This window comes from Pedobacter sp. AC163, assembly GCF_979258665.1.
Genome location: NZ_OZ409872.1, coordinates 2337591 through 2353392 on the forward strand (window position 1 = coordinate 2337591; position 15802 = coordinate 2353392).

At 37.3% G+C, this 15802-nt stretch carries 13 protein-coding genes; 5 read left to right on the forward strand and 8 right to left on the reverse strand.

The window, feature by feature from the left end; all coding sequences use genetic code 11:
- Positions 1 to 39: 39 nt before the first annotated feature.
- Positions 40 to 1026, reverse strand: a complete 987-nt coding sequence (locus ACZZZK_RS09965; protein ID WP_463483989.1) for an FKBP-type peptidyl-prolyl cis-trans isomerase — start codon at positions 1024 to 1026, stop codon at positions 40 to 42.
- 37 nt (positions 1027 to 1063) lie between these two features.
- Entirely contained in the window at positions 1064 to 2074 is a 1011-nt protein-coding gene (locus ACZZZK_RS09970; RefSeq protein WP_463483990.1) for a DHH family phosphoesterase, read from the reverse strand.
- A 117-nt stretch (positions 2075 to 2191) separates the two neighbouring features.
- Here ACZZZK_RS09970 and ACZZZK_RS09975 point away from each other — a divergent pair, with 117 nt between their 5' ends.
- Together ACZZZK_RS09975 and ACZZZK_RS09980 are read left to right on the forward strand one after the other, a co-directional pair.
- Positions 2192 to 2611, forward strand: a complete 420-nt coding sequence (locus ACZZZK_RS09975) for a nucleoside-diphosphate kinase (RefSeq protein WP_463483991.1) — start codon at positions 2192 to 2194, stop codon at positions 2609 to 2611.
- Positions 2612 to 2741: 130 nt separating this feature from the next.
- Positions 2742 to 3512, forward strand: coding sequence for an FKBP-type peptidyl-prolyl cis-trans isomerase (locus ACZZZK_RS09980; protein ID WP_463483992.1), 771 nt, complete (start codon positions 2742 to 2744; stop codon positions 3510 to 3512).
- Positions 3513 to 3841: 329 nt separating this feature from the next.
- Here the strand turns inward: ACZZZK_RS09980 and ACZZZK_RS09985 are convergent, their stop codons facing one another.
- Entirely contained in the window at positions 3842 to 4132 is a 291-nt protein-coding gene (locus ACZZZK_RS09985) for a DciA family protein (protein ID WP_265800029.1), read from the reverse strand.
- The gene (gene recF / locus ACZZZK_RS09990) at positions 4125 to 5228 is read right to left on the reverse strand and encodes a DNA replication/repair protein RecF (RefSeq protein WP_463483993.1); all 1104 of its coding nucleotides are present in this window, start codon (positions 5226 to 5228) and stop codon (positions 4125 to 4127) included. Before recF ends, ACZZZK_RS09985 begins: the two co-directional genes overlap by 8 nt.
- Before the next feature lie 125 nt (positions 5229 to 5353).
- Between recF and ACZZZK_RS09995 the strand changes: the two genes are divergently transcribed.
- Entirely contained in the window at positions 5354 to 6019 is a 666-nt protein-coding gene (locus tag ACZZZK_RS09995) for a tetratricopeptide repeat protein (RefSeq protein ID WP_463483994.1), read from the forward strand.
- 123 nt (positions 6020 to 6142) lie between these two features.
- On the opposite strand, the gene ACZZZK_RS10000 is transcribed toward ACZZZK_RS09995, so the two are convergent.
- From ACZZZK_RS10000 to ACZZZK_RS10015, 4 genes are all read right to left on the reverse strand, one after another.
- Entirely contained in the window at positions 6143 to 6430 is a 288-nt protein-coding gene (locus ACZZZK_RS10000) for a hypothetical protein (protein ID WP_463483995.1), read from the reverse strand.
- 14 nt (positions 6431 to 6444) lie between these two features.
- On the reverse strand, positions 6445 to 7005 hold the full coding sequence (pth, locus tag ACZZZK_RS10005; RefSeq protein WP_056851932.1) for an aminoacyl-tRNA hydrolase: 561 nt from the start codon (positions 7003 to 7005) through the stop codon (positions 6445 to 6447).
- A gap of 192 nt (positions 7006 to 7197) precedes the next feature.
- On the reverse strand, positions 7198 to 7782 hold the full coding sequence (locus ACZZZK_RS10010) for a 50S ribosomal protein L25/general stress protein Ctc (RefSeq protein ID WP_056851931.1): 585 nt from the start codon (positions 7780 to 7782) through the stop codon (positions 7198 to 7200).
- Between the two features lie 69 nt (positions 7783 to 7851).
- Positions 7852 to 8793 carry a ribose-phosphate pyrophosphokinase gene (locus ACZZZK_RS10015; RefSeq protein WP_056851930.1) on the reverse strand — a complete coding sequence of 314 codons (942 nt, stop codon included), beginning with the start codon at positions 8791 to 8793 and terminating at the stop codon, positions 7852 to 7854.
- A gap of 368 nt (positions 8794 to 9161) precedes the next feature.
- Here ACZZZK_RS10015 and ACZZZK_RS10020 point away from each other — a divergent pair, with 368 nt between their 5' ends.
- Complete coding sequence (locus ACZZZK_RS10020) at positions 9162 to 12188, forward strand: glycosyltransferase family 117 protein (protein ID WP_463483996.1); 3027 nt, start codon at positions 9162 to 9164, stop codon at positions 12186 to 12188.
- Between the two features lie 226 nt (positions 12189 to 12414).
- Positions 12415 to 15456 carry a glycosyltransferase family 117 protein gene (locus tag ACZZZK_RS10025; RefSeq protein ID WP_463483997.1) on the forward strand — a complete coding sequence of 1014 codons (3042 nt, stop codon included), beginning with the start codon at positions 12415 to 12417 and terminating at the stop codon, positions 15454 to 15456.
- Positions 15457 to 15802: the final 346 nt, after the last annotated feature.

Consider the following 15802-nt stretch of genomic DNA (forward strand, 5'->3'; position numbering starts at 1 on the left):
ATGAACAAGATTTTTATGAATAATATTTTTTTTTAATTTTTATTGAGCTGCAGGCATGGCTGGTGCACTTGGTGCAGGAGCTGTACCTTTTTTAATATCAGTAATTTCGATTTCGAAAACAATTGGGCTGTAAGGCATAATACCAACTTGCGGTGCACCTTGTTCGCCATAACCTAATTTCGAAGGAATGATAGCCATGATTTTTCCACCTTTACCAATCAATTGAATCGCTTCAGTAAAACCTGGAATTGTTGATCCGATAGCCATTTTAGTTGGACCATATGGTCTGCCTGCCTGGAATTTACCTTCTTCTTTAGCCGTTTTTTCGTCACTCGTATCGAAGATTGGATATTTACCTTTGCTATTTTTCTTTGTTACTCTACCTGTATAGTTTAAGGTAACAGTATCACCCAGAGCAGCTCTTTCAGCGTTTCCTGGTGCTTTGATAATATATTGTAAGCCACTTGCAGATGTAGTAGTTTTTAAGTTATTATCAGCGATGTAAGATTTTAATTTACCCTCTTCAGCATTTTTCTTTTTATCAGCATTTGCTTTGAAGTCAGCTTGAAAAAACTCACCAGCTCTCTTGTTGAAAGTAGAATCGGCTTCACCAGCTTTTTTAGCAAATACTTTTTCGATTTTTACTGTGAACGTAAGGTATTTATCATTTTTGAATTGCTCTGGCTTAGGCTGTTTGCTATAAAAAGCCATAGTATCCAAATTCACTTTAAATGTTGCACTATCACCTTCACCGAACATAGTTAAAACATCATTCATGTCACCAGCGTACATTTTTTTCTGTACAGGAAAAACCTGAGGATTCTCCATGTCATAAGTACTACCTAAAACTGAATCTTTATCGTTTTTCTGAATGAAATTCATTTTAACGATATCACCTTCTTTGATTTTTTCTTTTCCTTCAGAATGGTGAATAGTGTATAATAAACCACCCGCACCCTTTTTTTCTTTGTTACAAGCCGCTAAACCTAGAGTTGCTGCTAAAAGAACAATTATTCCTTTTTTCATTTTTATAATTAAACTTGTTTTTATTTGGTTTCTTGCTTTATGCAATTAATTGATTTTTATATTCTTCTAATATCGATTTGAACTCATTCACCACTTCGGCCAAAGGTTTTTCTGAAGCACCGCCAGCAGCATTTCTATGTCCGCCGCCATTGAAATATTTTTTGCAAATTTCATTGGCCGGAAAATCACCGGTTGATCTTACTGATAATTTCACCTTATCTGATCTTTCTACAATTAAAGCAGCCAGGCGAACGCCATTTATCGATAACGCATAATTTACTACGCCTTCAGTATCGCCAGTCTCGCTTTTAAAACGCGACAGTTCTTCTTTAGTAACCGAGATAATTGCGGTGTTGTATTCTCTAATTACTTCTAATTTGTTAGATAAGCAATAACCTAGAAAACGTAAGCGATCTTCACTTGCATTATCATATACTGCCTGATGAATTTTCCAATGTTCGGCTCCAAGATCGATCAAATCTGCTGCAATGCGATAAACATTTGATGTTGCCGACTCGAAACGAAATGAACCAGAATCTGTCATGATCCCCGTGTATAAACACGAAGCCACATCTTTGTTAATTCCTGCTTTATCTTCGAGTTGATTAACGATAAAATCGTAAACGAGTTGTGCAGCAGCGCAAGCGTTGATATCCCAATGACGGTAATCGTCAAAATCTTCAGGCTCTAAATGATGATCAATCATTACCTTTTTAGCCCCTGCAGCCCGAACCAATTCGCCAAGTTCGTTAATGCGACTTAAAGTATTAAAGTCAAGACAAAAAATGATGGAAGCTTCATCTACCAGTTTAGCAGCTTTTTCCTGCTCTTCGGCAAAAATAATTACATCGCCATTATTTGGCATCCAATGCAAAAAAGTTGGATAATCTGTCGGGGTAACCACTTTAACATGGTGTCCTTTTTGAATCAAATATCCATATAACCCTAATGATGAGCCCATCGCATCGCCGTCAGGTTTGTGATGCGTTGTAATCACAATTCGTTGTGGCGTAGCCAACAGGGATTTTAATTCAGTTAATGTTAACATATATTTTTTGCGCTGCAAAGCTAAGTAAAAATTAATATTAATGTCGGGTATTTAACGTTATCCTTTTAATATTCATCAATTAAAACGTATTTTTGCAGAAAATTTCATATCAATACAATGAGCACTAACAGAACTTTTACAATGATCAAGCCTGACGCTGTTGCTAACGGTCACATGGGATCGATCATAAATGACATTACTAATGCAGGTTTCAAAATCATCGCATTAAAATATACTAAGTTAACTGATGAAACTGCTGGCCAGTTTTATGCTGTTCACGCTGAACGTCCGTTTTACAAAGATTTGGTAAGCTTTATGTCTTCAGGCCCTATCGTTGCTGCTATTTTAGAAAAAGATAATGCAATTGAAGATTTTAGAAAGTTAATTGGCGCTACTAATCCAGCTGAAGCGGCTGAAGGAACTATCCGTCAAAAATATGCTAAATCAATTGATGCAAATGCAGTTCACGGATCAGACTCTGATGAGAACGCAGAAATTGAAGGAAACTTCTTCTTCAAGGCAGACGAGCGTTTCTAGTTTTTAGAAAAAGAGAATATGATAATGAAACCTCGATTTTTCGGGGTTTTATTGTTTTATCTATTTTGTATCTTTCAGCCTTAAAATAATCCATCCAACTCAGCGTTGGAATATTAACACAATTTCCATAATGAAAAAATTTTTATTGGCGGCATGTATTTCAGGTATCGCTATTTCGGCAAATGCACAAACCAAAGCTGTAGCGAAAAAGCCTGTAGCTAAAAAAACGATAGCCACTTCGAAAACCATTCCGGGAACAATAGCATTAAAATCTGGTTTAGATTCTACCAGTTATGCTTTTGGAACATCAATGGGCACTAGTTTAAAATCTACTGGTTTATCGACTTTAAACTACGAAGCCTTGCTAAAAGGTTTGAAAGACGCTTTTGCAGGCGGCAAAGTGGCATTAACGCAGCAACAAGCTCAGCAATGTATTAATGATGCGATTACAAAAGCATCAGCAGTAAAAATGAAAGCAGAAAATGAAGCTAACAAAATTAAATTTGCACCCATGATAAAAGAAGGACAAGAGTTTTTAGAAGAAAACAAAAAACGTGCTGGCGTTCAAACTACCGCTAGCGGTTTACAGTATGAAGTTTTAACTGCCGGAACTGGCGTAAAACCTACAGCTACCGATTCAGTTTTAGTTCATTATAAAGGAACCTTATTAAACGGCAAACAATTTGATAGCTCTTACGATAGAGGTGAACCAATTAGCTTCCCTTTAAACAGAGTTATTCCGGGCTGGACTGAAGGTGTTCAATTGATGCCTGCTGGTTCAAAATATAAGTTCTTCATTCCTTATCACTTGGCTTATGGCGAACGTGGTGCAGGAGCAGATATCCCACCTTATAGTGCTTTGATTTTTGAAGTAGAATTGTTAAAAGTTAACGGTAAATAGCCTTAATTAAAACTTTATGTAATCATTGATGTTAGGATATACATAATTAACATCAATATGAAAAAGATATTACCTATAGCACTAATCGCATTTTTATGCACTACCTTAAGCAGTTGTGAACTTGTTGGAGGTATATTTAAAGCCGGCATTTGGTCTGGTGTCATTATAGTTATAGTAGTTGTTGCACTACTCATCTGGATTCTTGCCAAAATATTTGGCGGCGGAAGGAGCTAGTTTTCAGTCATAAGTATGAAGTCCACAGGGCTAAGTGAAAGCTTAACAAAAAGGCTGGTAAATAATTTTGCCAGCCTTTTTGTTATTAGATATTTTTAAAGAAAAACCATTTCGGTAATCACTTGACTACCTGCATGCTCATTTAGTTTTTGAATTATTCCTTGGCGCACCATTACCAACTCATTTTTTATTACCGATGATTCGATTCTAATGAAGAGTTTCTTATCATGAATATAAATTTGAGTAGTTCTATTCGCAATTGCAGTTCCCATTATTTCTGGCCAAATAGCCAAAATAGAAGTCTCATCAAACTTACGGCGTAAGCGATACACGTCGAGCATTTTGCTAACGGCATCTTTCATGGTTAAATCATTAGGTTTACGCATTTTTTATTTGTCCTTCCTCCACTTCAAACAAAGTTACCTCAACATCTATGTTTTCAAAAATCGATTTCACCCTTTCTTTACCCGTATCGGTAATAAATATTTGACCAAAATCATGGTGAGAAACCATTTGCATCAATTTTTGTACCCGGTTATCATCCAATTTATCAAAGATATCATCTAGCAGAAGCAGGGGTTTAAAGCCTTTATTTTTTGCCAGGTAAGCGTATTGTGCCAATTTTAAAGCAATTAAAAAAGATTTCTGTTGCCCTTGTGAACCGAATTTTTTTAGGGGCATCCCGCTGATTACGAAAGCCAGTTCATCTTTATGAATTCCAGTGGTCGTTCTTTCTAAAACCCGATCTTTTTCTACTGATTTTGCCAACAACTCGTTAAAACTGGCATCGTTTAATTGCGATTGATAATTGAGTTCTACAGTTTCCTTATTTTCTGTAAGGTAGATATAATATTGATTAAATAGCGGAATAAACTGATCCATAAATGCTTTACGGATAGCAAAAATTTTATTGCCGGCCAATACCAGTTGTTCATCCAAAATCTCCAACAAAGCTGGATCGTATTTGCGCCTGATGGCAATCTGTTTTAAAAATGCATTTCTATTTAAAAGAATCCGATTGTAAGAAATCAGCTGATCCAGATAATGTGAATCTGTTTGAGAAATGACATTGTCGATAAATTTCCTCCGTTCCTCGCTCCCTTCCATAATCAGGTTTACATCATAAGGAGATACCATCACCACCGGAAAAAGGCCAATGTGATCAGCCAGCTTATCATATTCCTTTTTATTACGTTTAAACTGCTTTTTCTGATTGCGTTTTACGCCGCAAGAAATCTTTTCATTTTTGCTGCTGCGATCAAAATCACCCTGAATCATGAAAATTTCCTGGCCAGTTTTGATCTGTTGCCCATCGATAGGATTAAAGTAGCTTTTGCATAGGCACAGGTAATGAATCGCATCGAGCATATTTGTTTTGCCCGAGCCATTGTTACCCGTGAAAACGTTTACCGTATCCGAAAATTGGATATCGGCATCGTTATAGTTTTTAAAATTTAGAAGCGTAATATTCTTTAACCACATAAATATGGCGCAATTTACCTTTTTTTGCCCTCTAAATAACTAATGTTTAATTAAATACTTCAAAATAAAGATTGATTCTTTGATTGAAAAATGTATTTTTGCAATCTTAAATTTTTTAAACAAACATGTCTACAACAGATAACCAGACAATTCAACCTATTAAAAAAGGTTCATTTTTACAGGAAAACACTAAGAGCTTATTATTTATAGCAGGTGCTGTAGTTTTATTAATCTTAGTATATCTTTGGTACCAAGGTGTGTATTTAAAAGACCGTGCTGAGGAAGCTGCAAGCAAAATGTTTAAAGCAGAACAATTTATCGGTGTAGATTCTTTATCAAACAAAGCGATTAAAGGTGAAGGTGGATATCCAGGCTTAGAACAAATTGCTAAAGAATACGACAATACAAAATCGGCTAATTTAGCCAATTTATACCTAGGTGGAATTTATCTGCGCAAAGGCGATTACAAACAAGCTATTGAATCGTTAAGCAAATATAGCGCTACTGGCAGTCCAGTTGCAGATCCATTGGCTTTAGGATTACTTGGAGATGCTTATAGCGAGTTGAAAGACTACAAACAGGCTACTACTTACTACAAGAAAGCTTCGGATAAAGCAAGCAAGTTTACTTCTCCGATGTTTCTTAAAAAACTAGGACTGGTTGCAGAAAACCAAAAAGACTTTAAGGGTGCTGTTGATGCTTACACAAAAATCAAAACACAATATCCTGAAAGCGCTGAAGCACAAATGATTGATGCTTATATTGCCAGAGCTCAGGAACAAGTGAAGTAATCATCAACTAAAAAAATATCAGAAAGACCATCGTTCGATGGTCTTTTTTTTTACCTAAAAATTCACCTTCATCCCCAATAATAACTATTGAGCAATACTATTACTGAGGTCTGGCCAGAGAAATTATTTAAGGAATCGAGTAACTAGTTGATTCCATTCTTCTTCCAAAGAGATATCTGGACGAGTTTCTTTGGCTCGTGCATACCAGTAATCGGCATTCCAGATGTCACCTTCTTTTCGATGCAAATATGCGTGTACCAAAGATGCTGAAGCACAATTAAGGTGATCGACTTGTTTATGCGCATTATCCCAATCTCCTTTACCATCATACCAGAGGGCTATCAACTCAACATTTAGTTGCGCTGGCGGTTGATCGGTTGCAAGAGACTGCTTAAATTCAGACACAGTCATAAGATTTTTTTATTCTATTTATTAAAAGCCGTCATCGTATGGGCAGGCCCAATAGTAACAAAACTCTTAATCAAGTCTACACTTTTATCTATTAGGGCTGGGAGTTCGAGCTGCTCATTTTTATCAAACAAGCCCAGCACAAAATCAACCTGGCGACCCTTTGGGTAATCGCTACCGATTCCAAATCGAAGGCGGGCATAATTTTGTCCGCCACAAACTTCTTCAATACTTTTTAGCCCATTGTGGCCAGCACTCGAACCTTGAAGTTTAAGTCGTAATTTTCCTAAGGGAAGCGCAAGATCATCCACGATTACCAAAACATTTTCTGGAGCAATCTTCAGCTCTTTCATCCAATAGTTTACAGCCTTCCCACTCAAATTCATAAACGTAGTGGGTTTGATTACATGAAGTTTTTTCCCTTTGAAACTTACTTCCGAATAATAAGCTAAACGGATGTTGTCAAAGCTACCATTTAAGCTCTTCACCAATTCATCGGCAATATCAAAACCTATATTGTGACGAGTATGAGCATATTCTGGTCCGATATTTCCTAAGCCAACGATGAGATATTTCATGTGTGCAAATGTAAAAGCTTAAAGCTGAAAGACCAAAGATAAATACAGGATGTATGATATTTAGCGGAATAAAGGAAATGGACAGTGGGAAATGGAGAATAAAGGCAACAAAATGGCAGCATATTTAAAATTTTAAATAAAAAAAACGGCTCGATTTGCATCGAGCCGTTTCTTAAAATCAAGAGAACTTGATTATTTTTTACCTTTAGCAGCTTCAGTTTCTGCTTGTTTTAATGCTCTAGACATTGCAACAGAAACGATAGTATCTTCAGGAGTGTTAGTAATTACGAATCCGTCAACTTTTAAGTCGCGAACGCGGAATAAACTACCAACTTCTAATTTATCTAAGCTTACTTCAACGTTTTGTGGCATGTTAGCTGGTAAAGCTTTAACGCGAAGTTTACGTAATTTCTGAATTAATTTACCCCCCATTTTAACACCTGGAGAAGTTCCTGTTAATTTCACTGGAATTTCCATCACGATTTCTTTCTCGTCGAATAACTGAAGAAAATCGATGTGCATTAACACGTCGGTAAGTGGGTGGTATTGAGTGTCTTTAACGATAGCTTTAGTTTTAGCACCGTTCACATCAATTTCCACAAAATTTACTTCCGGGGTATAAATAACATCTCTTAAATCAGCAATAACTACAGCTAAGTGTTGTTGCTCTTTTCCACCATACAATACCGCCGGAACCTTACCTTCGTAACGAAGTTCCTTGGCATCGCGTTTCCCTACGTTCTCTCTTGGAGAACCGCTAATTGCGATTGTTTTCATTTTATTTATATTTATTTATTAAACTCTTTCTATTGTTTGGCGCTTGGCGTTTTCACGCTTACCGCAACGTTAAACTCTAAACAAGTCGCTAATCGAACCATGTTCATTTACATTAGCAATTGCTCTTGCAAATAAACTTGCTGTACTTAGCACTCTAATTTTCGGACTTTCAATTCTTAAAGGAATCGTATCCGTAACAATTAATTCAGTTAATACCGAATTTTCAACCGTTTCTACTGCCTTGCCTGAAAGTACAGCATGTGTACAAACGGCTCTCACACTTGCAGCACCATTTTCCATAATCAAAGCCGCAGCTTTTGATAAGGTTCCAGCGGTATCGCAAATATCATCGATCAACACTACATCTTGCCCGGTTACATCTCCAATAATCGACATTGATTCGATCTCATTGGCACGTTTACGGCGTTTATCGCAAATAATTACCTCTGCATTAAAAAACTTCGCAAAAGTACGGGCCCGGTATGAACCACCCATATCTGGCGACGCAATAGTTAAATTAGGTAGATTTAAACTTTTGATGTAAGGAACAAAAATTACCGATCCATCCAAGTGATCTACCGGAATATCAAAGAAGCCTTGTATTTGTGCCGCATGTAAATCCATCGTCATGATGCGGTGGATACCTGCAGATTTTAATAAGTTAGCTACCAATTTAGCACCGATTGCTACACGAGGTTTATCTTTTCTATCCTGACGAGCTAAACCATAATAAGGAACAACTGCTGTTATATAATGCGCTGAAGCCCTTTTAGCGGCATCAACCATTAGCAAAAGTTCCATTAAATTATCGCTAGGCTGATAAGTAGATTGGATTAAAAAAACATCGCAGCCGCGGATAGATTCATCAAAAGAAGGTTGAAATTCGCCATCACTGAATTTGTGAATGGTAACATCACCAAGTGGTTTGCCGTAACTTTCAGCAATTTTAAGTGATAGTCCTCTTGAACCTGTTCCGGAAAATAACTTTACCGGGTTAAACTGCAATGGCATGATCCGTGTAGTTTACGGTTAAAAAAAATCGGATCATGTCATTTTACAAACACGATCCGACATTAAAATTTTCGTTGTCCGACCTGGATTCGAACCAAGACAAACGGTACCAAAAACCGTTGTACTACCCTTATACTATCGGACAATCTTTCTCGAGAACGAATCCTCGAAAGGGAATGCAAATTTAGGAACCTTATTTTAATTTTGCAAGAGTGATTTTAAAATAATTTTAATTTCTTTCCTACTGTTCCTTCTTGCGTTGCAAAGATAAAAAAATCATCATATCGCATGCAACATTTTATTTTTTTCTACGACTTTTTTAAGTGAGAACCACTTAAATCATTTATTATCAAAGACTAAATTTTACTATGAACTACGCTAAAATTAACACCATTACGGGTTGGCTATGCTTTTTAGTTGCCGCTACAACCTACATTCTAACCCTAGATCAATCGGTAAGCTTTTGGGATTGTGGCGAATTTATCGCCTCTGCCTTCCGGATGCAAGTAGTTCATCAACCTGGCGCTCCTCTCGTTTCCATGGTTCAACGGCTATTTTCTACCCTCGCTTTCGGTGATAAAACGATGGTTGCATACTTCATGAATTTAGCATCTGCATTGGCAAGTGCCGGCACCATTTTATTTTTATTTTGGACAATTACTGCCTTGGCCAAAAAAACCATCATTAAAAACGGCGAAGAAATCACTACATCAAAAACCATCAGTATTATTGGCGCTGGTTTGGTTGGCGCTTTAGCCTATGCATTTTCTGATAGTTTCTGGTTTTCGGCAGTAGAGGCTGAGGTTTATGCCATGTCATCGCTATGCACAGCGATAGTTTTTTGGGGAATTCTTAAATGGGAATCACAAGCTCAGGACAGCAAAGCAGATAGGTGGTTGCTTTTCGTGGCGTATATCATGGGGCTTTCTATTGGTGTACACTTGTTAAATCTATTAGCCATTCCGGCTTTAATATTCGTGTATTACTTCAAGAAATATCCGAAACCAAGCTGGCAAGGCATCATCAAAGTTTTCATAATATCAATCTGCGCATTGGCCTTTGTTCAATTTGGAATTATCCAATACCTGATTTCCTCTGCGGCAAACTTCGATTATTTCTTTGTGAACAACCTCGGTTTAAGTTTCGGCACCGGTATCTTGTTCTTTGCTATTTTAGTTATCGGTAGCTTAAGCTATGGAATAATTTATTCTATCCGCAAGCATAAAAGAGCAATGAACTTAATTATGCTTTTTACCACGCTGTTAATTTTCGGTTACAGTTCATTTGCCATTTTAATTATCCGAGCACATGCAAAACCGAACCTTAACAATACCAATCCAGAAAATGCTTTTAACTTTTTGAGTTATGTAAACCGATCTCAATATGGTGATCGCCCATTACTTTACGGCGAAAATTACAACTCTGAGAAAATCGACATCAAAGAAACCGGGCAGCTCTACAGAAAAGGAAAAGATAAATATGAATCTGCAGGCACTAAATCAGAATATGTTTTTGCTGATAAAACATTGGCTCCGCGGATGTATAGCGATAAAGCTGAACATGCTAATTTCTACAAAAATTACATGGGTTTTGATGATTCCCATAAGCCAACTTTGAGCGATAATTTAAGTTATATGTTCTCTTTCCAAACCGGACAAATGTACATGCGCTATTTTATGTGGAATTTTGTGGGTAGACAAGATAATGAAGACGGGCAGTTGGGCGGGCGAAACGGTGCCTGGTTAAGCGGAATTAAACCGCTCGATGCATTAAGATTGGGTAATCAAACCAATTTACCCCCATCTATTACCGAAAACAAAGCTTACAACAGGTTTTTCTTTTTACCATTAATTATTGGTTTAATCGGAGCCATTTGGCATTTCAAACGTAACCAGAAAGACGCTGGAATTATTGGATTGCTTTTCGTCTTCACAGGTATAGCTATAGTTATTTACCTCAACTCAGTACCTATCGAACCACGCGAAAGGGATTATGCTTATGTAGGTTCATTCTACGCTTTCGCAATTTGGATCGGACTCGGCGTATTTGGTTTGAAAGATTGGGTTTTCCAGAAGCTTTCGCCAACCAAGGCAAGCATTTTCGCTTCTTTAATTGCCCTTTTATCTGTTCCTATACTCATGGTCTCGCAAGGCTGGGACGACCACGACCGTTCTGAAAGCCACGTAGCGCATGATATGGCTGTGAATTACTTAAAATCTTGTGCGCCAAACGCTATTCTTTTTACCTATGGCGATAACGATACCTATCCGGTTTGGTATGCACAAGAGGTAGAAAATATTCGTCCCGATGTACGGGTAGTAAACTTAAGTTTGTTTACTGCCGATTGGTATATAGATGGAATGAAACGGAAGCAAAATCAATCTGCCCCGCTGCCGTTAACTATAAAACCTGAACAATATGTAGCCGGAACGCGGGATGTAATGTATTACCAAGATTATAAAATTGCACAACCGGTAGAACTAAAAGATATTTTGGAAGTTTTGCTTTCTGATAATGATCAAGACAAAGCAACCATGAGTGACGGTTCGAAATACAATATTTTGCCAACAAAAAATCTAAAACTAACTATTAATCCGAAGCAGGTTTTAGATACCGGAACAGTGCCAAAAGAAGATGCGGGTAGAATTGCAAATTCCATGGAATGGACTTATGAGGGTAATTATGTAAGTAAAGGCACTTTGGCTTTATTCGATCTTTTAACGCATAACAATTGGGAACGGCCGATTTATTTTACAACTGCCATGCCGAAAGACCAATACATTGGTTTAGACAAATACCTTTATACAGAAGGACTAAATAAGCGATTGCTTCCGTTAAAACCCGAGCGTTTGGAAACCGAAAATGATGAATTAATCAATCCAAAGCCAATGCTTCATAATTTAATGAGGGTTTATAGCTATGGAAACATTAAACACGCCAACCACCTTGATAGACAATCGGCAGATGATGTTACTTATGTTTCGAATATGTTTGGTGGCTTGTTAAGCACACTGATTAATCAAGGCAAAACCATCGAAGGCACCCAGGTGGCGAACAAATATTTTGAGGTCATTCCTGAAAAATTTTACACCATGCGCCAGGTGGTGAGTTCATTTTACATTACGGAAAGCCTTTATCGATTAAACGATTTGAACAGAGCAAACCAAATGATAAATAAATCAGCAAGCCACATTAACAAAGAACTTACTTATTTGGCTGATGTTTCTGAAAGCAAAAGTCAACTGGTATCCGAGCAAAATGTTCGCATTTATCTTACCTATCTTGCCCAAATGGTACGGTTGACAGAAACATTTAAACAAAAGGAATTAAGCAAAAAACTGGAAGATCAATATAATAATCTAATCGGCCGTTTTAGTCCATTTGCTTCAAGTTAAGTTATCATCTTTCAAAAATGAACCCGTAAACGAGATTTTCAATTCAGTTTATGGGTTTTTGTATTTATTGAAATTAAAAGTAGATTAAAATAGTGAATGCAAATGATAGCTAAGCCGTTAAAATTTGTTAAATCAATCCAATAATTTACCTGTTTTATCGACTAGAATAGTTAATTTCGGCAGCATTTTTATGTGAAAACATTTTTTAATATCATCAAACAACCCAATGAATTATTCAAAAGTCAATAATATAGTCGGCTGGATCTGCTTTTTAATTGCCACAATAACTTACGTTTTAACTCTTGAACCATCAGCAAGTTTCTGGGATTGCGGCGAATTTATCGCCTCAGCATTTAGAATGCAGGTTGTTCACCAACCAGGAGCACCATTATTTTTGATGATTCAACGCTTCTTTTCTGTTTTCGCCGCAGGCGATTTAACCAGAATTGCTTACTGGATGAATATTGGCTCGGCTATTTGTAGTGCCGCTACCATCCTATTCTTATTTTGGACCATCACCGCTTTGGCCAAGAAAACAATTTTAAAAGCAGGAGATGAACTGACCACTGGAAAACTGATCAGTATTATGGGTGCTGGTGCTGTAGGTGCCTTAGCCTATACATTTTCTGATAGTTTTTGGTTTTCGGCAGTTGAATCTGAAGTTTATGCGCAATCTTCATTGTTTACAGCAATCGTTTTTTGGGCAATCTTGAAGTGGGAAGCTCATGCAGATGAACCAAAAGCCGACCGTTGGCTGCTTTTCATAGCCTATATTATGGGTTTATCAATCGGAATTCACTTATTAAATTTACTTACCATACCAGCCTTAGCTTTTATTTATTACTTTAAAAGAACAGGCAAAGCCACAACTTCTGGAATTATAAAAACTCTGGTAGTTGGTATTTTAATTTTGGCGGTGATCCAATACGGAATTATCCAGTACCTGGTTTCATTTGGTGCCTACTTCGATTTATTCTTCGTGAATACTTTAGGATTAGGCTTCGGAACGGGTGTTCTATTTTTCGCTATTTTAGTGATTTCGGCCTTGGTTTGGGGCATTCGTTACTCCATCAAACATCAAAAGAAGTTATTAAACTTAGGCTTAATTTCTACTGTATTAATCATTTTTGGTTACGCTTCTTTCTCAATGATTATCATCAGAGCAAAAGCAGACCCGAACTTAAATAACAGTGCTCCGAAAGACGCATTCTCCTTTTTGAGTTATTTAAATCGTGAGCAATATGGCGATAGACCTTTAGCTTATGGTCCAAATTATAATTCGGAACGAACTGGAATTAAAGAAGGCGGAAAAACAATCTGGAGAAAAGGAAACGAAAAATACGAGAAAGCTGGTGTAAAAACCGATTACGAGTATAATAACAACACTTTATTGCCGCGTATGTATAGCGATGATGCCCGACATGCAGCCTTTTATAAAGAATGGATGCGTTTAGATGATGCCAAAGTTCCAAACTTGGTTGATAACGTAGGCTTTTTGTTCAGTTATCAAATTGGTTACATGTATATGCGTTATTTCATGTGGAATTTCGCTGGTCGCCAGAATGATGAACAAGGCCAGGGTAGCGGCCACGAAGGAACCTGGATTAGCGGGATTAAGCCAATTGATGCCATGTTAAGGGGCGATCAAACTAATCTACCACCATCTACAGTGGATAACAATGCTTATAACCGTTTCTTCTTTTTACCATTAATTATGGGAATTATTGGGGCATTATGGCACTTCAAACGCAACCAAAAGGATGCTGGCGTAGTGGCATTATTGTTCTTCTTTACAGGTATTGCGATCGTTTTATATCTAAATCAAAAACCTTTAGAACCTCGTGAACGTGATTACGCTTACGTAGGGTCTTTTTATGCTTTTGCCATTTGGATTGGTCTCGGTGCCTTGGCCATAAAAGAATGGGTATTTAAAAAGCTATCAGCAACAAATGGCGCTGTGGCGGCAACCGTAATTGGCTTATTGGCCGCTCCGGTAATTATGGCGCAACAAGGTTGGGATGATCACGATCGTTCTACCAAAATGGTTCCGCATGATATTGCCTTAGATTACTTAGAATCTTGCGCACCAAATGCCATCCTGTTTACTTATGGCGATAATGATACTTATCCGCTCTGGTATATCCAGGAAGTAGAAAATGTGCGTCCTGATATTCGTATAGTAAACCTAAGTTTGTTTGATACCGATTGGTACATCAATGGCGCCAGAAAAAAACAAAATGAATCTGCACCGCTACCAATTACGATGAAACCAGAGCAATATGTTCAGGGTGAGCGTGATGTAATGCCTTACGATGATTATAAAATTGCTGGTGCGGTAGAATTGAAAAACATTGTGGATCTCTTATTATCAAATGATGATAATGATAAGGTTGCGATGCAGGATGGTACTAAATCAAATTTCTTGCCTACTAAAAACTTCAAAATTACAATTGATCCTAAACAAGTGTTAAGCACAGGTACAGTTAGCGCAGCCAATGCTTCGAAAATTGTTCCTGAAATGACCTGGACTTTCAACAAAGGTTACGTTACAAAAGGTACACTGGCGATGCTTGATATTTTGGCGCATAACGATTGGAAACGTCCAATTTATTTTGCTTCAACCGTTCCTTCAGAACAATACAATGGTTTAGATAAATATTTGTATAGTGAAGGTTTAGCATTACGTTTAATGCCTTTACAACCTGACACAACAACATCGGAAGAGAGAGCAGAACAATTAAATACACCTGTATTGTACAACAACGTAATGACTAAATTTAAATGGGGTAACATGAAAAATGCTACTTATTTAGATCCACAATCATCTGATGATACCTTTATCTTTACTAATATTTTCAGTAACCTAGCCGGAAGTTTAATTAAGGAAGGTAAAACCGCTGAAGCTAAAAAAGTGGTAGATAAGTATTGCGAAGTAATGCCTCAGAAATTTTATGGCATTCGTACAGTTGTTGTTAAATTCTACATGGCTGAAAACTTATACAAACTGGGTGAAACCGCAAGGGCCAATGAAATCCTAACTCAATCTGGAGATTATATCAATAAAGAGTTGACCTATCTAGCGGATCTTTCTGCCTCAAAAGGTTTAACAGGATCGCAAAATGTGCAAACTGGGTTGTACTATCTGGATAGAATGATTAGGACAGCTAAAGCAAATGGACAAACCAAAGTGAGCACACAGCTGGAGAAAATATTTACTGGCTTAGAGGCAAAATTCTCAGCTTATTATTCGCAACAAGCGCCACAGTAAATTAGTTCTCAAAATACTTTCAAGCAGCTGCATTTAATTGTAGCTGCTTTTTTTATGGATTGTCGAGTGGTTATTAGGTCTGCGCTCATTTCTAACGAGCGCATTATAGCTTTACGATTCCATCGTAAAATACGATCAGCTATTTACACGCTCGTTTGGAAACGAGCGTGGGCATAAGGGCTAGCATTCTTCTAGCGCCTGCGCTCATTTCTAACAAGCGCACTATATTTTACGATTTCCATCGTAATATACGATTGCCTATTTACACGCTCGTTTGAAACGAGCGTGGGCATGTGTGGGCGTGGCAAGAAAACGAGGGTATCCATGAAACTAATAATCCAAAAAA